This is a genomic window from Anaerovibrio lipolyticus DSM 3074 (genome assembly GCF_900141865.1).
Taxonomy (GTDB): Bacteria; Bacillota; Negativicutes; order Selenomonadales; family Selenomonadaceae; genus Anaerovibrio; species Anaerovibrio lipolyticus.
Window position 1 is genome coordinate 1 of the sequence record NZ_FQYW01000003.1, and the last position, 22,908, is coordinate 22,908.

Genomic DNA, 22,908 nt, shown 5'->3' on the forward strand with positions numbered 1-22,908 from the left:
GATAACGTATAATATCTTTCGCAAAATTAAATAGACATGGACTATTACCACTTAGTAAGATTGAATCACCACAAACAACTTACGAAAGGGGTAAAGTACCATGTCTACTAAAATAATACAATTAAATGAGGCCGCAATAAAGGGGGAACTGAAAAATCTTGTAAAAAATAGTGTTGAAGAAACACTGAATGCCTTACTGGATCATGAAGCAGATGAGTTGGTTAATGCCGACCGCTACGAACGTTCCAACGAGCGGAAAGGGTATCGTTCAGGACATTATGACAGAAATTTCACTACAGCTGCCGGAGATGTGACTCTTCATGTTCCAAAATTAAAAGGAATTCCCTTTGAGACAGCAATAATCGAAAGATATCGTCGTCGTGAAACATCCATTGAAGAAGCACTTATTGAGATGTATCTTGCCGGAGTATCTGTGCGTCGCGTGGAAGATATCACTGAAGCCTTATGGGGTACCAGAGTATCATCCGGCACAGTAAGCAACCTAAATAAGAAAGCCTATGAGCACATCGAGAAATGGCGTTGTCGCCCGCTGGCTGGGCAATATGCTTATGTCTACGTTGACGGTGTATACCTTAAACGAAGTTGGGGTGGAGAAATCCAGAATGTCTCTGTGCTTGTGGCAATAGGTGTTGACCAGGATGGATATCGTGAAATACTTGGGGCCGCTGAGGGAATGAAGGAAGACCATGAAAGCTGGAAGAATTTTCTCCTTTGGCTCAAAAAACGCGGTCTAAATAATGTAAAACTATTTATTGGTGATAAGAATTATGGAATGCTTGAAACAATAGCGGAAGTATACCCTAAAGCTAAGTATCAGAGGTGTATTGTCCACTTTTATCGCAATGTCTTTTCAGTAGTTCCGAGAGTAAAAGTACGTGAAGTAGCAATGATGTTAAAAGCAATCCATGCCCAGGAAAGTAAGGAAACTGCTCAAGAGAAAGCCCGCCAGGTGGCTGAGAAATTAATTGATATGAAACTCAAAACAGCTGCCAAGAAAATAATAGATGGCATTGATGAAACACTTACTTTTATGGATTTTCCTAGTCAGCATTGGACAAGGATTCGTACCAATAACACCCTTGAACGGCTCAACCGTGAGATAAAACGGAGAACTAAGGCCATAGGAGCATTTCCTGATGGCAACAGTGCTCTTATGTTGGTATGCGCCAGATTACGTCATGTGGCTTGTTCTGACTGGGGTGTAAAACGCTACATGAATATGAAACACTTAGAGGATAAAGAAAATGATTACGCCGATGTAACGGTCGTGTGATATTCAACCATTAAGTGGTAATAAATGATTTTGCGAAAGATTCTTGACACTATCCAATAACTTCTGGTTTATTGTAATTTGTATTCAATAGCTTATAGTATGCAGTTTGTTCATTATACCCTAACCCTATCAAACAATCACTATTGTTTCTCTGCCATTTTATACAGGTATTTATATCATCCAATTCGCCACTTTTTTCCATAACAACATAAAAAGGTATGATAAAACATATCAGTAAAATAATTGGGCTAAGAAATAAACATACATTTTTTATAAATTTTTTCATATTATAATTCACCTAAAATTGAAAATAGACAAACTGATTACTACCTATGCTATTGTTTAATCCAAACAATATAAAAGCGATTAACATGTATAAAAATGCCAAATTAGTTATGTTGCTTTTCCTCTGTAACAAAGCTATGACATCTTGTTTTAATGAAATATAATCAAATACAAATACAATTGAAATTGACACCAAAAGATATAGGCATATGAATTTTGATAAACCAATATACGATGTTGGTGCGTATAAAATAAATTTCAGATTTTGCACTATAAATATAGCATCCCCCAATGATTCTGCTCTAAAAAATACCCAAGCAATATTGCAAAAGGTGAATACAAGAGCCCAGTGAATTACTTTAGAACAAATTGATTCCTTAGGAGAAAAACCAAAAATTTTTTCTAAGACTTGAGCTACGCCATGTATCCCCCCCCAGCACACAAATGTCCAATTTGCTCCATGCCACAAGCCACTTATTAAAAACGTCACCAAAATATTGAAATAATTTCTGAGACGAGTGCATCTGTTTCCTCCCAACGGGATATATAAGTAATCTTTGAACCATGATGACAGTGAAATATGCCACCTAGACCAAAACTCTTTCACCGATAATGATAGATAAGGACTTGAAAAATTTGTCATCAAGTTGATGCCAAATAACTTTGCTGTTCCAATAGCGATATCTGAATAACCAGAAAAATCACAATATATTTGGACAGAGAACATAAGAACAATAAAAAGCAGGTCAAATTCTGTGCAAAATGGAAGGTTATTGTATCCCTTATCGACATAGCCGGAGACTACATCAGCAATAGCAATTTTCTTAAATAATCCCCACAATATTTGTTTTGCACCACACATTGCTAGTGGATAGTAAAAAATTTTAGGTGATTTTATTTGTGGAAGTAAATTTGCAGGTCTTTCAATTGGCCCAGCAACTAACTGTGGGAAGAATGAAATAAAAGTAGCATATTGCCCGAAATGGCGTTCAGCCTTTACCTTTCCCTTATAAACATCAATCACATAACTCAATGTCTGGAATGTATAAAAGGATATCCCCACTGGCAACAACACTTGCAATGTTACAGGATGTAGCGGTATCGCCAACCGACCACACACATAGGCTATCGATTCGGATATGAAATTAAAATATTTAAATAAAAACAGCACGCCTAAACAAATAAGGCTAGCTAAGAACAGGATAATTTTCTTTCGCCTTGCTGACTCCGTTCGATCCAATAAAATAGCAGAGATATAAGACACTATGGTTGTGCCTAAAATCAGTACCACATACTTTGGATTCCAACTCATATAAAAAAAATAGCTTGCAACCAACAATAATATCCACCTAAATCTGTGTGGTATTGACCAATACAAAAGAAAAACTATTGGCAAGAAAATTGCATATTCTATAGAATTAAAACTCATTGTATTCCTCACTTCAATGTAAACATCAAAATATACCATATCAAAAATACAGGCCACCAGTACAAAACCAGCGACCTGTAGTATTCTATCACAATTAATAATTATATTCAAATATATGGCGTATCAAAAGCCTTATGCTCTATTTTTATTCATCCACCCCCTGTAGAATTTTAGAGTACCTGTCCCACAATTCACCATACCCTTTTGTAGATGGTCTAACAGGATGCGGTAAATTATTTTCCTCGTCCACAACTATTTCTCCATTACTATTCATTATAAGAATACGAGTACCCAAAGTAATGGCCTCTTGAATGTTATGTGTAACAAACATAACTGTCATATTTTCCGTGCGAGAAATATTATATAACTCCCCTTGTAGCCTGTTCCGTGTTATGGCATCTAAAGCAGCAAATGGTTCATCCATAAGTACAATCTGCGGTATCAAAGCTATCGCTCTAGCTATAGCCACTCTCTGTTTCATTCCTCCTGAAAGTTCATGAGGATAAAACTTTCTGTACTCATACAGGCCCACTTTTTTTAGCATATCTTCACATCTGCACCGCAAGTCGTTTTCATCTTTTATACCTTGTATTTTCATTGGATACTGGATATTTTGCTCCACCGTCTTCCAAGGGAAAAGCTGATTATAATCCTGAAAAACCATCACACGTTCTACTGAAGGTTTTTTTACTACCTTGGAATTACAAATTATCTCACCACTATAGTCTTCAAAACCTGCTATACAACGCAATAAGGTAGACTTGCCACAACCTGAAGGACCTAATATGCAGATGAATTCATTAGACTTAACTGTCAAATGTAAATTGTGCAATATTTTATTTTTACCACGAGGTGAGGAATACTGCTTAGTCAATCCTGTTATTGATAAAATATCACTCATCTAATCATTCCCCACCTTTTTACTGTCCTGCTCTCTATCACGTGAAAAAAGCCATATTCCACAATAACACCAACTATTATAATGAGGAAGATTGCACCATAAACGCTAGGGTAATCAAGCCATATGGTTCGGGCATTATTAATATATACCCCTATCCCCGCGGACTGTGCAGCACCGAAAATCATTTCAGCACTTATTAGTCCCCGCCAAGCCCTTGCCCAGCCAATCTTCAACCCCGACAAGACATTGGCAAATGATGCTGGAATATATACCCCTGCAAGCAAACCATAAATGCTAAGTCCATAATTCTTGCCAGCTTCAATATAGGTAGGTGGAATCATGCGAAATCCATCCATTATATTTCGTGACATGGGCCAAAGGACTGAATGTATTACCAAAATCAAAATTGAAAGATCATTGGCCCCAACTGTAATCATCAAGATTGGCAACAATGCCACTCCAGGTAATAAATCAAATATGGATATTAATAACCTATAAATTGAACCAATTATGTTATTCACAACTGACAGCCCCGATAAAACAACAGCAGTCAAAGCCCCAATGGCTAAACCTTCTACGATTAAGATGAAGGAATGTGCCATGTAAAGCAAGATCGGTTGTCTGGTGCTGGTAAATGAATCTATGAGGTGCGCTACTATCACATCTAGTGCCGGAAACCCCATAATATTTCGTGACGTTGCGTATAATTGCCAAGAAATGCAACAAATTACAACGAATATGAACTGTACCCCTAAACTAGTATATCTACTCTTAAGCTTTGTATAGTTTTCTTTATTCACAAGACACACCGCCATAGCAGAATTGTTCTTTGCTCACATCTTTTTCAACGAAACCTGCACGCTTCATAAATTCAGCCATTAAACGCAAACCGCGAATATCTGTGAAAAACTTACAATCCGGTTCTTTCAGATAAGATTTAATTACCTCTTTATCCAGCTTAAGATATTGTTCTTCAATGGAAATAGTATCATCTGGATTAGAATTAATATAATCTACTGATTGCGCAAATGCCTTCTGTACGGCCTCAAAAAGCTCTTTATCATTTTCCAAGGTGGTTGCTGCCATAGCAACTAAAAATGTATTGCCCTGAGGCCATGCCTCTTTTACTTCTGGTAATTCAATATACTTTGCCTGTGCACGTTCCTGATAAATAAACGGAGCAGAGGTCAAATGCAATTTGACAACTCCAGCCTCCAAAGCCGCCATCCCCTCTGCGTGAGACATACGTTGAATATTATTGTCCAGCGCATGAGCATCACCTAATGTTTTTTCAGCAGCCATACCTAACAGAATGTGCTGAATAGACCCTGTAGAAACTAATGCTATTTTATCTTCTGGCTTAATCTGCTTCAATGAAGAAATGCTGGCATCATTACTCATAAGGCCATTTGATTGCGAACAAAGATTAGCAATTGCTTTGTATGGTATTCCTTTAGATACCCCTGAAATAGCCGGAGCCAGCCCCATACAACCAATATCAATAGTGCCGCCTATAATTCCCTCATTAATTGCTGCTCCAGAATCCAGCTTAACATAATTTACTTCTACATTACCATTATAATTCTTTTCGATTAGCTTTTGTGATTCCATCACATGGACAGGGGCATATCCAATCCCCCCCTGATAAGCAATAGTTATTTTTTTCGGCGCATTGCCATCCTGCCCATTAGTACCACAACCTTGCAGTAAAAACATTCCTAAAACGAAGATAGCAACTAAAGAAATTATTTTTTTCATATTCAAAACTCCTTATGTAATTCTAGTAACTCCTTACGCTTAATCTTACCATTAAAAGTTCGTGGTATACTATCCACAAACTCAATAAAACGTGGGACTTTGTATGGTTCAAGTACGCTTTGCAAAAATGATTTTATATCCACTTCATTGGTTGTAACACCTTGCTGTAAGACGACAAACAACTTAGGAACCTGACCTACGGTAGCATCTGCTAGTGGAATACAAGCACTATCTTTAATAGCAGGCATCTCTCTGGCAGCCTCTTCAACCTCCTCCGGTGATACTTTTTTCCCCCCAACGTTGATTATATCCCCCTTTCTTCCCAAAAGAATTATATCTCCATCCACATCGATATACGCCTCGTCAGAATTATAAACTACACCATCGCGTAGTACTTTTGAAGTTTCTTCTTCGTCTTTCCAATACCCCTGCATATTCATAGTACCACAACAAGAAAGCAGTCCTGTTTTCCCACGTGGAACTTCATTATTATTCTCATCGATTATTCGTATTATTGCATTACATGTAGGTCTGCCAATACATTTCTTTTTGGTATTTGGTCTATTAAAATTATAGATAGCAATGCAACCGCTTTCAGTACTGCCGTAAAAGTTATATAAACGACTCTTGGGAAGTAATCTGCACAATTCTTCTTGATCGCTCTCAGGTAAGGGAGCAGCCCCCAACTGTATATATCTTATGGTATCTTGATAATCTGCTAAACGGCCTTCGCTCATTCGCAGAAAAATTGTCAACGCAGCTGGAACAATATCCATCGCATTTACTTTATATTTATCCATATACTCAAAAAATGCATCTGTGTTTATGATATCAGCAATAAGAACCACTGTACCTCCGCACACCATATTTGCATAATACCGACGCAAGCCATGTGAATGATTTAACGGTGAAGGAATAATCTCTACATTATCATGCTCCATCTCAACACCAGTGATAACATTTTCTGCCAGAGCAATATCAGCACCATGCGTCATGACAATTCCTTTTTCTTTACCTGTAGTACCTGTACTAAAAAGCATTTCACTTATATCATCCGACTTAGGGAATGACAGCTGAATATTATTACTATGCTCGCTCACGAGATCAGAAAAATCTTTAAACAATAACGCTTTTATGCTAGTTTGAATGGGTCTAATTGTAACAATTAAATCCGCCTCTGCCCTTTGCACAAAGGTATTCATCTTTGTTGACGCACAATTATTTTCAATCGGAACAAAAATTCCTCCTAATAGCTGTACCGCAGCTTCCAAAGCTAAATATGTAATAGAGTGCTCTGCCTCAACAATCACTCTATCACCTTTGTTAATTCCAACCTCTTTAAGTTTCAATAATGTCGTTATTATTTTATTTTTAAAATTGCCATAACTAATCTCTCCATACTGATCAACCAAACACAGTTTATCTGGCTGCTTATTGGCATGAAAAAAAATATATTCAACTACCGATTCCATGAGTACCTCTACCTCTTTTCAAGAAAATAGTGCATTATGAATAACTACCGCAAGAGCCGTGTGGATAAATTTCCCGCATACAACTTTTCACATTCACTTTAACCTTCCAAACTCTTTTTTCAATTCACCCTTGTACATAATTAGGAAATTCACTAACTGTGTATAACCCACTTCATTATAAATGTCCCCCCCCCCGTGGTCAAATGTTTTTTTCAACATTCGACCACGAAAGTTTGCGAAATAAAAAGACAGTAATCCTAAATAAGATCACTGCCAAAAAAATAGACACAGTCGTATTTAACACCCAAAAGAACCATATTTTAGTTCCTTGCCAGATACCATTACATTGTCAGATTATTATTTTAATATTTAAAAATTACATATCACAGTCTGTACATATTATATTATTATTTACATATTTATAATCCTCAAACATTTTATCAGGTTTTAAATGAAGCCAATCCATAAAATCATTAGTGGTATAATTATTCTTGATCGGATTATAACTGCCATGAACAGGAATATTATATTTTTCACCAAGCTTACGAACTGCATTCTCAACGTTTTCTACACCAGAGAAGTTCTCGTGAGATACAAAAAATTCATACACTTTGGGGTGCCAGACAGGTAAATACAAATGTACCTTTACGCCATTGTCCAACAAATATTTTATCAACTGCTCAAATTCATTCCACTGCTCAGGGGGAATATCTTTAAACCCTTTCCCCACTTGATATATAGTCCCCGACTTTACTTGAGTTGCTACTTCATTCTCTATGTCACGACTCGTATGAAATTCTTTTATCGCTGGAACATATCGTCCCCCGGGTGCTATTTTTTGCTTTTCCCCTACAACCTCATCACTTGCCACTGATACCGTTTCATTCCCCTTTTTAAGCCCAGTCTTTTCCAGTCTTTTTAAGGAATCCCTAAAATATTCTAGCGAGTATAATTCCTTTATCTTGGAATACCCACGAATGTCCTTGACATTTTTATCATATAGATGTTCTTTCTCTGAAAAACCATCTATTAAATATACCGCATATTGGGTGATGGAGGTCTGACGACCATTGGAAGCAGCACGCAAAAATGCCCAAGGATCCACACCAATTACCACCCGTTTCGGCATTTTATCATAATATTTTAACAAGCCTACAATTGAATAATAGTCTCCCAAATAGGCCCCTGACATACCTGCATTATATGTATCACGGTAATCAAACGGTATATACATAACATGGCTAGAGCCAATTATCACTGTTTCGGGTGCATGACTCATGGCTGCAATTTGTTTTTCCTTTAATAGCCCCTCATCAAGGTTTGCCGGTACTTTCACTATATATCCGGCATTTAGATATTCTGCAACTTTAGTCACCATAGCATCATGAAAGCGATTGGCTGGATCTACAAAATAGTTACAACTTATGATAGGCACAAAGGTCATACAAGTTATCAAAAAGAATTTTATAATAAACTTTTTCATAATCAAGCCTCATTAAAATTGAAAATAAATAAAAGAAGATGTAGCCAATGGCATCTTTAAAATAGTCCAGTATATAATGACAATATAGATCCCCCAGCGCAGTATTGTTTTACGATGAGATAGCCATTCTAACACATCTTGTTTAAGCGATACATAATCAAAAACAAATATTAAAGCGATAGGATAAAGTAATGCCCTTACATCAGATTTAAATATTCCTATACCACTATGTAGATACCACTCTATGCCGCCAGTTGGAACAATAATATTGCCTAAAATATAAAAGGCATCCGAAATCGTTCTGGCTCTGAAAAACACCCAAGCTATATTACATACAACAAATATAAATAATATTGAAAGAATTCTTCTAAGACCATGTTTCTCAATTTTATTAAAGCTCAATACATTCTCAATAACCTGGATAATCCCATGGATTCCGCCCCATAAAACAAATGTCCAATTTGCACCATGCCAAAGGCCACTCACCAAGAAGGTTATCATAATATTTATATTATGTCTTAACGCCGAACATCTGCTACCGCCAAGAGGAATATACAGATAGTCCCTAAACCAGGTAGACAGAGAAATATGCCACCGTCCCCAAAATTCTTTCAAACTACCGGACCAATACGGACTCTTGAAATTGGTCATTAACTTAATACCAAGTATTCTGGCAGACCCAATAGCAATATCAGAGTAACCGGAAAAATCACAATAGATCTGTAGTGTAAATAAAAATACTGCTAATAGCAAATCAAAACCTGTGCATTTGCCCAGTGAACCATATACGTTATCTACAATAATGGCGGCATTATCCGCCACTACCAGCTTCTTAAAAAATCCCCACGCCATTAATCTGAGACCATATACTGCCTCATCATAATCAAATTTCTTAACCGACTTTATCTGCGGCAATAAATTTGGGGTTCTTTCGATAGGACCCGCAACGAGCTGTGGAAAGAAGGAAATAAAAGTTGCATATTGTCCAAAATGGTGTTCAGCCTTTACCTTACCTTTATAAACATCGATAACATAGCTCAAGGTCTGGAAGGTATAAAATGATATTCCCACCGGCAACAACACCTGTAAAGTAACAGGATGTAATGGCAGTGCCAACTGGGCACAGACGTAGGCCACCGATTCTGATATAAAATTGAAATACTTAAACACAAACAATACACCTAAACAAATTAGGCTGGTCACAGCTAGAACAAGCTTCTTTTGTGTTGTCGATTCTGTTCGTTCCAATATAATAGCCGAAATATAAGACACTATGGTCGTGCCTAATATTAGTACCACATACTGGGGATTCCAACTCATATAGAAATAGTAGCTGGCCACCAAAAGTAACCACCACCGATAACGATGTGGCAGCCCCCAATATAATAAAAACACTAATGGTAAAAATATTGCATATTGTTGAGAATTAAAATTCATAATAACGCTAAAACGCTCTTCACCTCCGACATCCTTCACATACTATCATAAACTGAAACAGCCAACAACCAAAAAAGGAATTCAAATGATTATCCAGCATTATCTTGGGTACACGTAAATTATCTTTCATACTTGCATATTTCGAATACATCCTATATAATAACTCAAAACGAGTATTGCTCATTTTGAGTTATTGGGGTTACTTTTTTAGTGGAGGGATGCAAAATGAAAAATAGAAAAGTAAATTCTGTCATTCCAGGCAGGCTAAGAATATTAAGAAATTCAAAAAAAATGCAACAAGCTGATATTGCCAAAATCCTCGATGTTTCTACCACATGTTACGCGCAATATGAACGAGGTGAACGTGACTTACCTTTGGATGTCGCCGGTAAGCTTTGTAAATTATATGGCTGTGATATTTCTGTAATTATGACCCTACCAATCATAAGCGAAGTTATAGTTCCAAATAATTTGATTATCAATGCCCAAGAAGTCATTAATAATGCCCATATTACAGGTGACTGGCAAATTGATAGTGAAACATTTAAAAAAATTGATGACGCTATGGCTCCTATTTTTAAAGCGCGTGAAGAGGCATTCAACATTTCAGATATCCCCACTGATATCTTGAAAGATATTACCCCGATTACCATAAAAACAGTTAGATTAAATAATGATGTAGAACAATTAATAAACACCTACCTTCGTTTAAATCGGGAAGCTCTTAACAAAGGACCAATTGAACAAAAATAATAATTTAAATTGATTATATCTTATATTCATGCAAGAATAATTGTAAATATATTATATAAAAAATTGGGATGGTGGTAAAAATGAGTTTAACTGCATTTAACTGGAAAAATAAGGGTGGTACCGGAAAACGAACGTGTAAATGCGGAAGTTGGAAAAATCATTGGTTGAAGTTTTCTAAAAAGCCCTGGCCAAGCCAATGCTCTGTGTATGGATGCACTAATCCCCCTACGTTAGGTGCCCACATTATAAATACAAATGTGATAGGAGAAAAAATTGTCCCTATGTGTGAATCATGCAACAAATTAAGCGGAGTGTTTGATCTAAAAGGAGGAATAACGTTAGTAGAAGCAAATGTAGCTAACACTTGTGGTTAAAATACTAACGCATTAAATATCATCGATGACTTTAATGTTATCAATTAATTTGCTTAGAGAAATAATTAGGACCAACTTCTCTTTCGAGCGGTTGGTCCTATTATTATTTAAAACTTAAACTTCCTCAGCACAGTCTGTACATCATGGGCCAGTTTGGCCAGTGCATCAATTGCCGTTGCAACGAGAGGACTACAATTACGAAGCTAAGGGGATTAGGTATAAATTTATATTCAGTTAGACACATTTAAAAACAAACATGGCTGCAACAAAGCATACAGTACCTATCCCAGCTAACAGCCAATGAATTTTCCCATCACTAAACATCGATTGGGCAAAACTTATGAGCAATGCTATGCTGCCTACTGTACCAAGATTAAAGCAAATCGTTTTAGCCATAGTCCCCATTCCCGATGAATCTTTTACCCAATCAACATTAATATTGATTAATGTAAACAATGCTATGAATATAGTCATCACCATAACATTGGCATATATATTCTTCTCCATTGACTTGAACTCAGTTTTTTCATCTATCTTGCGCATAGCCTGTTTGTATATTCTGCCATGCCAGTAAAATCAATTTCATCCTTAAAAGTACCATCATATAAAGCGTCAACATCCCCATTGACCTCTTCAAAATAATATTGCACCATCGTAATATGCGTGTTAAAATGTGCGTGTAAGTATTATCATATGGTAAAAATGGCGTTTTTTACCATATGCCACATTGATATATAGTAAAATTGGTATTTTTTACCATATCAAATTAGAAGGTGAAAATACTCATGAAATATCAAGATTTAAAGAAAATATATTATAAAGACTCCAAGTCACATGAAAAGGCATACCAATTACGCTATTCAGCTCCGTTTACCGAACACCTGAATTTTACCGTACACCAATACAACTATGATTCCAATTATCCAGGCTTTTACTGTTATACACAGGAAATAGTCTGCTTACTGGATGAGATTTATTCTAAGTGTATGAGTCTATATACATTATTACCAAATATCCCCGAAGCCGGCATAATACAATATCTGCATAATCTACTTATACAGGAAATAAAATCCAGTAATGCCATCGAAGGTGTACGTAGCACACGACGCGAAATTTCAAATGCAATGAACCAACGTAATCCGTCAAAATATGTACGTCTATGGGGAATTGTAAATAAATAACAAACACCATTGAAAAGACTAGAAAAACGGTACAAAAAAGAATTGACATACTACCCAAACACCTATTACGAATCAATAATAGTTCAAAGCCTTATCGCTATCGTTTTAATAAAGCAGTGCTAGATACGTATCTGAATGATATACAATAACGCCAAAGGGGTTGCCACACGGCAACCCCTTTCAATTGCATAGTATAATTTTATGCCAATACCTTGGACAATCTGATAAACTCTGTATCCAGAGTCTTTCTGTTATTAGTGGCCTCGTCGATTGGAATTTCCACCACCATGCCGGTATCGAAGCCTACCACTACGTCCTTCTTGCCATTAATTATGGCCAGTACAGCCTTTTCCCCAAGCATGCTGGCATTTATGCGGTCCTCCACTGTAGGGGAGCCGCCACGCTGGATATGTCCCAGCACTGTTACCCTGGTGTCAATTTCAGTTTTCTCCTGAATCTGCTTGCCCAGCTCTGTGGTGGTGACCCCCATTCCCTTCAGGGCACCATCGGCAACCACCAGCAGACTATACTTTTTCCCCTTGGCATAGTCTGCACGGATTTCCTCACAAATCTGGTCAATGTTGGACTTGGTTTCAGGCACCAGTACATACTCGGCACCGCCGGCGATGCCAGCTGTCATGGCCAGCCACCCGGAGGTCTTGCCCATTACCTCAATAAGCACTATGCGGCGATGAGCACATGCCGTATCGCGGAGCTTGTTTATGGCATCTACCACTGTATTGGCGGCTGTATCAGACCCGATGGTATAATCCGTACCCCACACATCATTTTCAATGGTAGCCGGAATACCAATAACAGGCATACCAAATTCCTTGCTCATGGTGGCGGCACCTTTGATGCTGCCACTGCCGCCAATGACGATAAGACCTTCAATGCCGTGCTTTTTCAAATTTTCATAGCCCTGACGACGGCCATCCTCCTCGAAGAACTCTCCGCTGCGGGCGATACCCAGGAAAGTGCCTCCCCGCTGAATCATGTCACCCACACTACGGGTATTGAGCTCCTCGATTTCGTCATTAACAAGTCCTTTGTAGCCGTTGTGTACGCCCCAAATATGGACACCCTGATGGACTGCGGTGCGTACTACTGCACGAATGCAGGCATTCATGGCTGGACAATCGTTACCGCTGGTTAATACTGCTATATTATGTAACATGGTGAGGATTCCCCCTTTAAATACATATATTTTTCTTCAGGGGCATTACTTTCAGCAAGGGACTCAGGGCTAAAACTATTGTTTTGCTTTCAATTAGTCAGCAAGAAAAATCCAAACTCGCTTCGCCCTTACAGGCCTCGCTCAAACAGTGGATGTTTTCTCGCTGTGAAAGTATGCAAAAAATAGCTTCTTAACGCCCATCGCCCAACGCTTCAAGTAATTGCCCCTAACGAAACATCTTCTAAGCTAAATAGGTCATCTGCCACGTAAATCGCGTTCTATGTCGCGTTTTACGGCCTTATCCTTAAGATCCTGACGCTTGTCATAATTGTGTTTACCGCTGGCCAAAGCAATTTCAATTTTCGCTCTGCCCTTAACAAAGTATATTTTCAACGGAACTATGGTAAAACCCTTCTCACGAGTCTTACTAAATAATTTTATTATTTCCTGTTTATGCATCAAAAGCTTACGGGGCCTGCGTTCGTCGTGATTAAAAATATTTCCGTGATCGTAAGGACTGATGTGCATATTTACAATAAATATTTCGCCGTTTTTTATTTCGGCGTAGCTGTCCTTAAGGTTTGCTTTGCCTTCACGCAGGGATTTTACCTCGGTTCCCTGGAGAACCAGCCCTGCCTCGAAGGTGTCGTGAATAAAATAGTCGTGGCGGGCCTTGCGGTTTTCGCAGACTATTTTAGTGCCTTGGTTTTGTTTACTCATTAAATACCTCATCCGCCCCCTGCGGGGGCACCTTCCCCAGAGGGGAAGGCTTTATGCTTTATATTTCAACAATAATATCTTTTTTACGCTTGACGGCCTTATGGTCATGTTTATTGCGTTTGGAAGCTTTTGTTTTCTTTTTAGGTTTATCTAAAGGTGTCTTTTCAACCTTTTTCTTGGCTTCCTTTTGCTTCTTGTCTTTAGGTGGCTTTTTGCGGTCAATTTTCTTGGCGGATTTTTTATCCGACTTGCCAGCTTTCTTCTCCGCTTTAGTTGATTTTCTGCTGCCCTTTGTAGCCTTGCTGATTTTCTCCTTGGATTTTTTACCGTAAGCCTTTTCTCTTGGTTTGCGGTCGGCAGAATTTTCCATTCGTAAGGCCCGTGGGTCGCAGTTATCCTTTACCACGAAGTCCAGTGCTTTTTCCTCCACGCTGGCCCGTACCAGAATAACCTCCACCGTATCTCCCAGCTGGTAGCTACGATGATGATGGTTGCCCACCAGAGCATAGCGATTTTCCACATAATCGTAGTAGTCATCTTTTAGGGTGGTCATGTGAACCAGCCCCTCTACGCCGTTATCCAGCTCCACAAAGAAGCCAAAGCCGGTAACACTGCTGATAACCCCTTCAAAGGTGTCCCCCACGAACTGCTCCATGTATTCTACCTTCTTAAGGTCGGTGGTATCCCGCTCCGCAGATACTGCCACCCGCTCCCGCTTGGATGCATGCTCCGCCATCTCCGGTAGCTTCTGAACCATCTGCTCCCTACGGGCCTTTGGAATGCTCCCTGTTGGGAAGCTCTCCCTAAGGAGTCTGTGTACTATTAAATCGGGATAGCGGCGGATAGGAGAAGTGAAATGGGTATAGTATTCAGCAGCAAGACCAAAATGGCCTTCATTTTCCGCAGCATATCTTGCCTGCTGCATGGATCTGAGAGATACAGTACCCAAAATCTTTTCCTCAGGCTTACCCGCTATTTTTTCAAGGGCAAGCTGGAGCTCCTTTGGACGGATATTTCCCTCTGCAGAGGTCTTTAAATGAAGTCCGAAGGTTCCCATAAGGCGATTTAAAGCCTCGATTTTCGTCGGCTCCGGTGTTTCGTGGATACGGTACATAAATGGCTGCTTACGTCGGCACATGTGCTCAGCCACAGTCTCATTGGCTGCCAGCATACACTGCTCCACAATGGACTCACCCAGATTGCTGACACGCTTTTTAAGGCCTACAGCCCTGCCATTTTCGTCCAGCTTCACCTTTATCTCCGGTACCTCGAAGTTAATAGCCCCCCGTCTATGACGATAGCTATACATGGCATTGCGCACTTCTTCCAAATTATAAAGAAGTGGCAAAATATCCTCATTATCCTGACAGAAATCCTTATCCCTGTCCACCAAAATCTTATTTACCAAGGTATAAGTCAAACGGCGATATACATGAACCACCACTGGCAAAATCTTGTATTTGGTCACCTTGCCCTCAGGGCTGATTTCCATTTCACAGGCCATGGACAGGCGGTCCACCCCTGCATTAAGACTGCAAATACCATTGGAAAGCTCCCTTGGAAGCATTGGAACCACACGGTCCACAAGGTACACAGAGGTACCTCGGGCCTGAGCCTCAATGTCCAGTGGCTGATTTTCCCGCACATACCAGCTTACATCCGCTATATAAACACCAAGGAAAAAGCTGCCGTCATCATGCTTTTCCGCGTAGACGCCATCATCAAGATCCTTGGCATCCTCACCATCAATGGTGACAATTTTAAGATGTCTGCGGTCCTCACGGCCATTTTTGCCAATATGCTCCTCAGCATTTATGGACTGCTCCACAGCATTGGCAGCTTGCTGAACCACATCGGGGAACTCCTCTGCCAAATCGTACTGACGCATAATGGAAAGGATATCCACACCGGGGGCGCCAGATTTTCCCAGCACCTCCACAATATGGCCCTCGGCCTTTTTGCCGCCCTCTGGCCATTGGGATACCTCCACTACCACCTTGTCACCAGTCTTGGCCCCCAAAAATTGCCCTGAAGGAATATAAATATCCTCCCTTATACGGGTATCATCCGGGGAAACGAAGCCGAAGTTACGGCTGGCGGAAAAAATACCAACGATTTTGCTGTTGGCCCGCTCAATAACCTTATATACCTCTCCCTCCTTGGAACGGCCGGGAGTAACGGCATACTGGGGAAAGAGGCGCACCTGCACGGTGTCACCATTCATGGCGGTATGAAGGCCACTTTTCAAAATGAAGATATCGTCCTCATTTTTCTGCCTTCCTTCAGGGGTAACAAAGCCAAAGCCACGGGAGGACAAGGACAGCACGCCTGTAACCAGCTCCTCTGCCACCGGCTCCCTATGTGTTATTTGGGATTTTACCTGTTTTATTTTCTTATCTATTTTTTTATGTTGTAATTTTCTCTTCATTTTATCTCTCTATTTTTATATATCTTATGAATGTTCCCTAATAAATTCATCCACCAGCTCGAAGGCCTTTTCCCTTTCACACCCTATGGTTATCAAATGTCCGGACTCCTCCAGCCACACCAATTCCTTTTCATAGCTTCCAGACAAATCATAAATCTTATTTGCACTACGGTCACGGGCGGTGTGGTCGCCATGGCTGTGCATCACCAGCATCGGGCATTTTACCCGTGGAAGCTCCCGCTTGGTTCTGTCAATAAGGTCCAAAAGCTCATGTACGGACACCATTGGGTACTCACCATAGGATGCATTACACACCTGGGGCACATCGAAATGCATCCGCTTCTTTTTAGGCCAGTATTTATTTTTGCAATATTCCTTGGCCGGCAAACGATACAGCTGCTTATCCTCGTGAATAAATATGGGAGCAGCCAAGGTACAGCAGCACTTCACGCTGGCATTGGCGGCAAGAAGAATACTTAACAAGCCTCCCATGGACTGTCCAACCACGGAAATCTTTTCACATATTGAAGCTAATATGGAATAACCATCGCACACAGAATCATACCAATCCTCCGAGGTCATGTGAGCCATATCCTCGGTGGTGGTGCCATGTCCGGCCAGACGCACTGCCAGCACTGTGTAACCCTTGTCGTTAAGATATCTGCCCAACAAAAGCATTTCTGCCGGAACTCCGGTGAAGCCGTGAATTAAAAGTATGCCGTGTGGCCCTCCCTTTAGGAAGAAGGGCTCGCCGCCGTTAATAATCATGCTGGTTATCCTTTCAAAAAAGAAAAAGCGCCTACTACCTACCATAGAAACTATGATGGATAGTAAGCGCCTTGTGTCAAATTACATGGTCATCTTGGCAATCACCAAGGTGATTACTGCAAAAAGAATCGCAAAGACTACAGTTACTCTTGCCAAAAGTGCATCCATACCACGGGCACTGCTGCTAAATACTGTGTCATTACCGCCGCCCAGGCCCATACCTGCAGACTTTGGAGACTGAGCTAGCACTGAGCCAATCAGAACGATAGCTACCAATGCATCTATTACCATCAAAACCGTAAGCACTCTACGGACCTCCTATTCCATCTCAAAGTATAGTATAACGCAATTGTTCAATTTTTTCCTCATTTTTATGAGGAAAAATTACCTCATAGCGTTTCATCGAAGTATATATAGTTTATCAACTTCGATATATCATAACACAATATATTATTAAATACAAGAGACGGATTAGTCAATGGTTCTGATCTGAATCTTGTTGGTGTTGTTGCCCTTGCTCATGTTTATACCTGAGGTTACTACCGCAATATCACCCTTTTCCACCAAGCCGGAACGGAGAGCAGCAGCAATGGAGGCCCCAGTACGATCTGGCTCATCATCCCAAATACGACCATTAACCAGCTGTACACCCCAACGAAGGTTCAGCTGACGGGCCACCTTGGAGGTGCTGGCGTAGGCAATGATAGTTGCCTGTGGACGATATTTGGACACCATCTGAGTGGTGAAGCCAGTCTCAGTTGGAGTAATGATAGCTGTGGCATCCAGCTCGTAGGCCAGCTGTACAGTGGAATGGGCCACTGCATCGGTAATGCTCTTTTTATGCTCCATTCCCTTGGTAATAAAGCGGTTCTCATAATGAATGGACTGCTCAATGCGCTTGGCAATGGTGCTCATGGTCTGTACTGCCTCCACTGGGTAATCACCACTGGCAGTTTCACCACTGAGCATAATGGCATCGGTGCCGTCGAATACCGCATTACCAACATCGGAAACCTCGGCTCTGGTTGGACGAGGATTGCTGGTCATGGACTCCAGCATCTGGGTGGCCACGATTACCAGCTTGCCGGCCTTGTTACACTTGGCAATAACATCCTTCTGAATAACAGGAACATCCTCAGCAGGAATCTCCACACCCAAGTCACCACGGGCTACCATAATACCATCAGCCGCGGCGATAATAGCATCAATATTCTTTACGCCCTCAAGGTTTTCAATCTTAGCAATAATTTCCATGTGACCGTTATTGTCCTTAATGAGCTTTCTGATAGCCTCCACATCGCTGGCACGCTGAATAAAGGAAGCGGCCACAAAGTCCATATCGTGCTCAATACCAAAAAGGATATCCTTTTCATCCTGCTCGGAAATTGGTGGCAAACCTATAGCTACTCCCGGTACAGCCACACGCTTGCGGGTACTCATTGGACCATTGTTGAGAATTTCAGTTACAATATCCTGCCCGTCAATTTCCTTTACCTTAAGTCCTACAAGACCATCAGAAAGGAGAATGGTGTCACCTGGCTTAACCTCCTGATAAAGATTCTTGTAGCTTATAGGAGCCCCGTTTTCATCACCTGGCTCATCGGATTGGGTAAGACGGAAGGTGTTGCCCTTGACCAGCTGAACCTTGCCATCCTTAAAGGAACCCAGACGCATCTCAGGCCCCTTGGTATCCAACAGAAGCGGAATAATGGTATCGGTGTGTCTGGCCGCCTCACGAACTCTCTCAATTCTCCCCAGCTGCTCTGCATGATCGCCATGGGAAAAATTAAAACGGGCGCAGTTCATGCCGTTTTTCATCAGCTCTTCAATAACTCCAGGCTTATCAGTGGTAGGACCCATGGTACAAACGATTTTGGTTTTCTTAAACATTGCTCAGCACACTCCTTACATTATTTCTGTTTATGTATATTAGAATAGTAATTAAACGCTATTATGATTAGTTTATACATTCTATTCTATTGTACCACGAATGTCTAGCACAAACACGGTAAAAAATCAAGAATTGTTATTCATTGCAGTTTGGTATATTCTATATGAGATAGTTTTTTTGAACATCACCCCTCCTGTGGAGGGAACTTCCCCAGTGGGGAAGGCTATACATGAAAGGAATGTGTTGATATATGAAGCTTAAGCATGTTATAAAGCGCTCCGGTGTTGTGGTGGACTACGATGCCTCCAAAATTTTTAACGCCATTGCAGGAGCCAGCAAGGCTGTAAATGATTCCTTATCTACAAGGGATATCCAGAAAGTGGTGGATCAGGTGGAGTCCGCCATCGAAAATTGGGAAAATATCAACGTAGAGGATATTCAGGATATTGTTGAGAAGACTCTCATGGAGCAGGACTACTATGAGATTGCCAAGCGCTACATCATGTATCGCCAGCGCCACGCCAATCGCCGTGAAGCCCAAAAGCATCTGATGAACAGCTACAGGGATATTTTCTTCGCTGATGCTGTGGACTCAGACATGAAGCGTGACAACGCTAATATAAACACCGATGCTTCCATGGGGATTATGCTGAAGCTGGGTGCTGAGGGTGCCAAGCATTTCGTGGATAACTATATGCTGCCTGAGGAATTTGCCAAGGCTGACAGGGAAAATTATATCCATATCCACGACAAGGATTTTTCCTTGATTACTCTGAACTGCTGCCAGATAGATTTGCTGAAGCTGTTCCACGGTGGTTTTTCCACGGGCCACGGCTTCCTGCGTGAGCCAAATTCCATCCGTGCTTACGCATCCTTGGCCTGTATTGCCATTCAGTCCAACCAAAATGATATGTTTGGTGGCCAGTCCATCAACGCCTTTGATTATGCCATGGCTGAGGGAGTGCGCAAAACCTTTAAAAAGGCTTTGGCTGACGAGGCCTACAAGGCTTGTCTCTACCACTTTGGCGGTGACAAGTTGGCTGCTGCCAAGGAATTCCGCAAGGCCTTTATGGAGGCTATGGACTACGACCACTGCACCTTTACCGACGGTGAGCCAATAGCAACAGAAGATAACCTCAAGGCCATTGCTGAAGCTCTGAGTAAGGTGCTGCCTACAGATATTATGGAAACAACCCCTGATTTAAAGCTGGATGCTGCCAATATCTATCGTCTGGCCTGTGATGATACCACTGAGGAAACCCATCAGGCCATGGAGGCACTTATTCATAATTTCAATACCCTCCATTCCCGTGCCGGTGCCCAGGTTCCATTTAGCTCTATTAACTACGGTATGGATACCTCTCCTGAGGGCAGACTTGCCATGCGGGAGGTTATGAATGCCATTATGAGCGGGCTTGGTAATGGGGAAACAGCTATTTTCCCTATCTCTGTATTCCAGCTTAAATCCGGAGTAAACTACAATCCCGGGGATCCAAATTACGACCTTTTCCAGCAGGCCTGCAAGACCTCTGCCAAGAGATTGTTCCCTAACTTCGTAAATGTGGACGCTCCATATAATCTCCAATATTACAAGCCCGGCAATTACAACAGTGTTATCGCCACCATGGGTTGTCGGACCCGTACCATCAGCAATGTAAATGGTCCTAGCGAGGTGGGCAGCAGAGGGAATTTCTCCTTTACCACCATTAATCTGCCTATGCTGGCTCTGGAGGCTGACGGCAATATGGATAAGTTCTGGTGCCTCTTGGATAAATACATTCAGATTAGCCACGACTATCTCCTGTTCAGACTGCAGACCATCAAGCATAAGCACGTTTATAACTATCCGTTCCTTATGGGACAGGGTATTTGGATGGACAGTGACAAGCTGAAAAATACCGACTCCATTGAGGAAGTATTGAAGCACGCCTCATATTCCATTGGCTTTTGCGGTCTGGCTGAATGTCTGGTGGCCCTTATTGGCAAGCATCACGGTGAGTCTGAGGAAGCCCAGAAGCTGGGTCTGGAAATCGTGGGCCATATCCGTCAGAAGACTGATGAATATACCAAGGCAGAAAGTATGAACTGGACCTGCTTTGGTACTCCAGCCGAGTCCACTGCCGGTCAGTTCCAGCGGGCAAACCGCAAGAAATTTGGCAAAATTGCGGGAGTTACCGACAGAGATTATATGACCAACAGCTCCCATGTGCCTGTATACTACGACATTAAGGCTTTGGACAAGATTCGTATTGAGGCCCCTTACCACGAACTGGAAAATGCGGGGCATATCGCCTATGTGGAGATGAACGGCGACCCTTCCAAGAATGTGAAGGCCTTCGAGGCTCTGGTTCGTGCCATGCACGATGCTAACATGGGCTACTTCTCCATCAATCACCCAGTTGACCGTGACCCTGTCTGCGGCTACACCGGCATTATTGAAAATGAATGCCCACACTGCAAACGAAAGGAAATCATCACCGGACATAAGATTGTGAAGAGACCTGTTTTTGAATAATTTTAAGACAAAAATAACGCTGACTAATTTGTGCCAGCGTTATTTTAGTTTTAGCATATATTTTTTTGTTATTATTCTATAAAAAACGATTCCAGCCAGTTCTCAAAAACATATTCATCCCTAATGGACTTATCCACTTTGACTGGAGATGTGGACACGAAGGATGGAAGTTCATTGATTTTCCTTGTACCCAATACAAATATATTTTCAGGATTATAAAAAGGATAATTAATAATATCAGTAAAATTAGTAATCAACTTTTTCCCAAAGCACATAGCCTCCATAGGACGCCAGGTAAGCCCATGCTGACCTTCTTGCACAATATCTAAAATGGCACGGCAACCTTTAATTCGGCTAATAATCTCATCATATGAAATACCATCCTTAAAGGTATGTTTTTTTATTCCATGGCCAATATAAACTATGTGGATTACGCTTAATATGAAAATCACACGACAATCCAATTTCAATGAATTTTTCCTTTAATTGCAGCAAATAGGATAATCTATCCTTATCTTGACCAACAAAAAAAATGTCATTTACATCGTTAGCACTAATAGAAGCATTAACATTCTCCAGCTGGCTGGTATTATTCAATGACATATATGGATAATAGAAATGTTTAAACGGTATGCCATACTTTTTTGCATTTTCCTTATCAAATGTATACATTTCACAATTCAAATCTTTATAATTGCAGGGTTCACACCGATGTCCTGGAAAAATCGTGTCCAAATAATATAAGATTACCCTAATATTAGGATTAACTTTGTTTAAGTAGGCTACTATATCTGGGCCTCTACCGCCATCTCCTATAAAAACCGTATCATACTCATTTATGTATTGTTTCCATTCACCATACCATTTACTCATGTCACTTCCGCTGACATGTTCTGCAAATTTAAATTTTCTCTTCTCCCAGCCTTTTATATCTTTATAGAGAGAGGCACATCGCATATGAGGATACGTACCCATATTTTCACAAATATTCAGAAATAATATTTTGTGTTTTTTAAAGATAAAGTCGTTCATTATGTAATCC

Annotated in this window: 20 protein-coding genes; 3 read left to right on the forward strand and 17 right to left on the reverse strand. The window is 40.6% G+C overall.

Features of this window, described 5'->3' with window-relative positions; all coding sequences use genetic code 11:
• Positions 1 to 100 precede the first annotated feature (100 nt).
• On the forward strand, positions 101 to 1,294 hold the full coding sequence (locus B6K08_RS00015) for an IS256 family transposase (RefSeq protein ID WP_080325129.1): 1,194 nt from the start codon (positions 101 to 103) through the stop codon (positions 1,292 to 1,294).
• A 49-nt stretch (positions 1,295 to 1,343) separates the two neighbouring features.
• Here B6K08_RS00015 and B6K08_RS00020 read toward each other — a convergent pair whose 3' ends face one another.
• The 8 genes from B6K08_RS00020 to B6K08_RS00055 all read right to left on the reverse strand — a co-directional run bounded on the left by B6K08_RS00020 (position 1,344) and on the right by B6K08_RS00055 (position 10,098).
• A complete protein-coding gene (locus B6K08_RS00020) occupies positions 1,344 to 1,580 on the reverse strand; it encodes a hypothetical protein (RefSeq protein WP_080325130.1) in 237 nt (78 codons plus the stop codon).
• 12 nt (positions 1,581 to 1,592) lie between these two features.
• Positions 1,593 to 3,008: an MBOAT family O-acyltransferase gene (locus tag B6K08_RS00025; protein ID WP_080325191.1), complete on the reverse strand. Its 1,416-nt coding sequence runs from the start codon at positions 3,006 to 3,008 to the stop codon at positions 1,593 to 1,595.
• Between the two features lie 145 nt (positions 3,009 to 3,153).
• Complete coding sequence (locus B6K08_RS00030; RefSeq protein ID WP_080325131.1) at positions 3,154 to 3,909, reverse strand: ABC transporter ATP-binding protein; 756 nt, start codon at positions 3,907 to 3,909, stop codon at positions 3,154 to 3,156.
• Positions 3,906 to 4,724 carry an ABC transporter permease gene (locus B6K08_RS00035; protein ID WP_080325132.1) on the reverse strand — a complete coding sequence of 273 codons (819 nt, stop codon included), beginning with the start codon at positions 4,722 to 4,724 and terminating at the stop codon, positions 3,906 to 3,908. The genes B6K08_RS00030 and B6K08_RS00035 overlap by 4 nt, the downstream gene beginning before the upstream one ends.
• On the reverse strand, positions 4,702 to 5,667 hold the full coding sequence (locus tag B6K08_RS00040) for an ABC transporter substrate-binding protein (RefSeq protein WP_080325133.1): 966 nt from the start codon (positions 5,665 to 5,667) through the stop codon (positions 4,702 to 4,704). The genes B6K08_RS00035 and B6K08_RS00040 overlap by 23 nt, the downstream gene beginning before the upstream one ends.
• A gap of 2 nt (positions 5,668 to 5,669) precedes the next feature.
• A complete protein-coding gene (locus B6K08_RS00045) occupies positions 5,670 to 7,139 on the reverse strand; it encodes a class I adenylate-forming enzyme family protein (RefSeq protein ID WP_080325134.1) in 1,470 nt (489 codons plus the stop codon).
• A gap of 376 nt (positions 7,140 to 7,515) precedes the next feature.
• A complete protein-coding gene (locus B6K08_RS00050) occupies positions 7,516 to 8,622 on the reverse strand; it encodes a hypothetical protein (protein WP_080325135.1) in 1,107 nt (368 codons plus the stop codon).
• A gap of 12 nt (positions 8,623 to 8,634) precedes the next feature.
• On the reverse strand, positions 8,635 to 10,098 hold the full coding sequence (locus tag B6K08_RS00055; protein WP_200810368.1) for an MBOAT family O-acyltransferase: 1,464 nt from the start codon (positions 10,096 to 10,098) through the stop codon (positions 8,635 to 8,637).
• Between the two features lie 186 nt (positions 10,099 to 10,284).
• On the opposite strand from B6K08_RS00055, the gene B6K08_RS00060 reads away from it, so the two are divergent.
• Positions 10,285 to 10,812, forward strand: a complete 528-nt coding sequence (locus B6K08_RS00060) for a helix-turn-helix domain-containing protein (protein WP_080325137.1) — start codon at positions 10,285 to 10,287, stop codon at positions 10,810 to 10,812.
• 608 nt (positions 10,813 to 11,420) lie between these two features.
• Here B6K08_RS00060 and B6K08_RS00070 read toward each other — a convergent pair.
• The 7 genes from B6K08_RS00070 to pyk form a co-directional block, all read right to left on the reverse strand.
• Positions 11,421 to 11,729 carry a hypothetical protein gene (locus B6K08_RS00070; RefSeq protein WP_080325139.1) on the reverse strand — a complete coding sequence of 103 codons (309 nt, stop codon included), beginning with the start codon at positions 11,727 to 11,729 and terminating at the stop codon, positions 11,421 to 11,423.
• An 837-nt stretch (positions 11,730 to 12,566) separates the two neighbouring features.
• Entirely contained in the window at positions 12,567 to 13,544 is a 978-nt protein-coding gene (gene pfkA, locus B6K08_RS00080) for a 6-phosphofructokinase (RefSeq protein WP_039210930.1), read from the reverse strand.
• 255 nt (positions 13,545 to 13,799) lie between these two features.
• Positions 13,800 to 14,264: an SsrA-binding protein SmpB gene (gene smpB / locus B6K08_RS00085; protein ID WP_039210927.1), complete on the reverse strand. Its 465-nt coding sequence runs from the start codon at positions 14,262 to 14,264 to the stop codon at positions 13,800 to 13,802.
• A 58-nt stretch (positions 14,265 to 14,322) separates the two neighbouring features.
• Positions 14,323 to 16,692: a ribonuclease R gene (gene rnr, locus B6K08_RS00090; protein ID WP_080325141.1), complete on the reverse strand. Its 2,370-nt coding sequence runs from the start codon at positions 16,690 to 16,692 to the stop codon at positions 14,323 to 14,325.
• Positions 16,693 to 16,716: 24 nt separating this feature from the next.
• Positions 16,717 to 17,460 (reverse strand): alpha/beta hydrolase, encoded by a 744-nt coding sequence (locus B6K08_RS00095; protein WP_080325142.1) that lies wholly within the window; start codon positions 17,458 to 17,460, stop codon positions 16,717 to 16,719.
• 81 nt (positions 17,461 to 17,541) lie between these two features.
• Positions 17,542 to 17,751, reverse strand: a complete 210-nt coding sequence (secG, locus tag B6K08_RS00100; RefSeq protein ID WP_039210939.1) for a preprotein translocase subunit SecG — start codon at positions 17,749 to 17,751, stop codon at positions 17,542 to 17,544.
• A gap of 180 nt (positions 17,752 to 17,931) precedes the next feature.
• Positions 17,932 to 19,350, reverse strand: a complete 1,419-nt coding sequence (gene pyk / locus B6K08_RS00105; protein WP_080325143.1) for a pyruvate kinase — start codon at positions 19,348 to 19,350, stop codon at positions 17,932 to 17,934.
• A gap of 251 nt (positions 19,351 to 19,601) precedes the next feature.
• Here pyk and B6K08_RS00110 point away from each other — a divergent pair, with 251 nt between their 5' ends.
• Complete coding sequence (locus B6K08_RS00110) at positions 19,602 to 21,866, forward strand: anaerobic ribonucleoside triphosphate reductase (protein ID WP_039210918.1); 2,265 nt, start codon at positions 19,602 to 19,604, stop codon at positions 21,864 to 21,866.
• A 71-nt stretch (positions 21,867 to 21,937) separates the two neighbouring features.
• Here the strand turns inward: B6K08_RS00110 and B6K08_RS00115 are convergent, their stop codons facing one another.
• Both B6K08_RS00115 and B6K08_RS00120 read right to left on the reverse strand, forming a co-directional pair.
• Positions 21,938 to 22,318, reverse strand: coding sequence for a WaaS/CpsH family glycosyltransferase (locus B6K08_RS00115; protein WP_080325144.1), 381 nt, complete (start codon positions 22,316 to 22,318; stop codon positions 21,938 to 21,940).
• On the reverse strand, positions 22,251 to 22,898 hold the full coding sequence (locus B6K08_RS00120) for a hypothetical protein (protein WP_080325145.1): 648 nt from the start codon (positions 22,896 to 22,898) through the stop codon (positions 22,251 to 22,253). The genes B6K08_RS00115 and B6K08_RS00120 overlap by 68 nt, the downstream gene beginning before the upstream one ends.
• Between the last annotated feature and the right edge of the window lie 10 nt (positions 22,899 to 22,908).

Excerpts from the sequence above, each read along its gene's own strand:
- B6K08_RS00015 (WP_080325129.1), top strand. The coding sequence starts at position 101 with ATGTCTACTAAAATAATACAATTAAATGAGGCCGCAATAAAGGGGGAA.
- B6K08_RS00020 (WP_080325130.1), bottom strand. The coding sequence starts at position 1,580 with ATGAAAAAATTTATAAAAAATGTATGTTTATTTCTTAGCCCAATTATT.
- B6K08_RS00025 (WP_080325191.1), bottom strand. The coding sequence starts at position 3,008 with ATGAGTTTTAATTCTATAGAATATGCAATTTTCTTGCCAATAGTTTTT.
- B6K08_RS00030 (WP_080325131.1), bottom strand. The coding sequence starts at position 3,909 with ATGAGTGATATTTTATCAATAACAGGATTGACTAAGCAGTATTCCTCA.
- B6K08_RS00035 (WP_080325132.1), bottom strand. The coding sequence starts at position 4,724 with ATGGCGGTGTGTCTTGTGAATAAAGAAAACTATACAAAGCTTAAGAGT.
- B6K08_RS00040 (WP_080325133.1), bottom strand. The coding sequence starts at position 5,667 with ATGAAAAAAATAATTTCTTTAGTTGCTATCTTCGTTTTAGGAATGTTT.
- B6K08_RS00045 (WP_080325134.1), bottom strand. The coding sequence starts at position 7,139 with ATGGAATCGGTAGTTGAATATATTTTTTTTCATGCCAATAAGCAGCCA.
- B6K08_RS00050 (WP_080325135.1), bottom strand. The coding sequence starts at position 8,622 with ATGAAAAAGTTTATTATAAAATTCTTTTTGATAACTTGTATGACCTTT.
- B6K08_RS00060 (WP_080325137.1), top strand. The coding sequence starts at position 10,285 with ATGAAAAATAGAAAAGTAAATTCTGTCATTCCAGGCAGGCTAAGAATA.
- B6K08_RS00070 (WP_080325139.1), bottom strand. The coding sequence starts at position 11,729 with ATGCGCAAGATAGATGAAAAAACTGAGTTCAAGTCAATGGAGAAGAAT.
- pfkA (WP_039210930.1), bottom strand. The coding sequence starts at position 13,544 with ATGTTACATAATATAGCAGTATTAACCAGCGGTAACGATTGTCCAGCC.
- smpB (WP_039210927.1), bottom strand. The coding sequence starts at position 14,264 with ATGAGTAAACAAAACCAAGGCACTAAAATAGTCTGCGAAAACCGCAAG.
- rnr (WP_080325141.1), bottom strand. The coding sequence starts at position 16,692 with ATGAAGAGAAAATTACAACATAAAAAAATAGATAAGAAAATAAAACAG.
- B6K08_RS00095 (WP_080325142.1), bottom strand. The coding sequence starts at position 17,460 with ATGATTATTAACGGCGGCGAGCCCTTCTTCCTAAAGGGAGGGCCACAC.
- secG (WP_039210939.1), bottom strand. The coding sequence starts at position 17,751 with ATGGTAATAGATGCATTGGTAGCTATCGTTCTGATTGGCTCAGTGCTA.
- pyk (WP_080325143.1), bottom strand. The coding sequence starts at position 19,350 with ATGTTTAAGAAAACCAAAATCGTTTGTACCATGGGTCCTACCACTGAT.
- B6K08_RS00110 (WP_039210918.1), top strand. The coding sequence starts at position 19,602 with ATGAAGCTTAAGCATGTTATAAAGCGCTCCGGTGTTGTGGTGGACTAC.
- B6K08_RS00120 (WP_080325145.1), bottom strand. The coding sequence starts at position 22,898 with ATGAACGACTTTATCTTTAAAAAACACAAAATATTATTTCTGAATATT.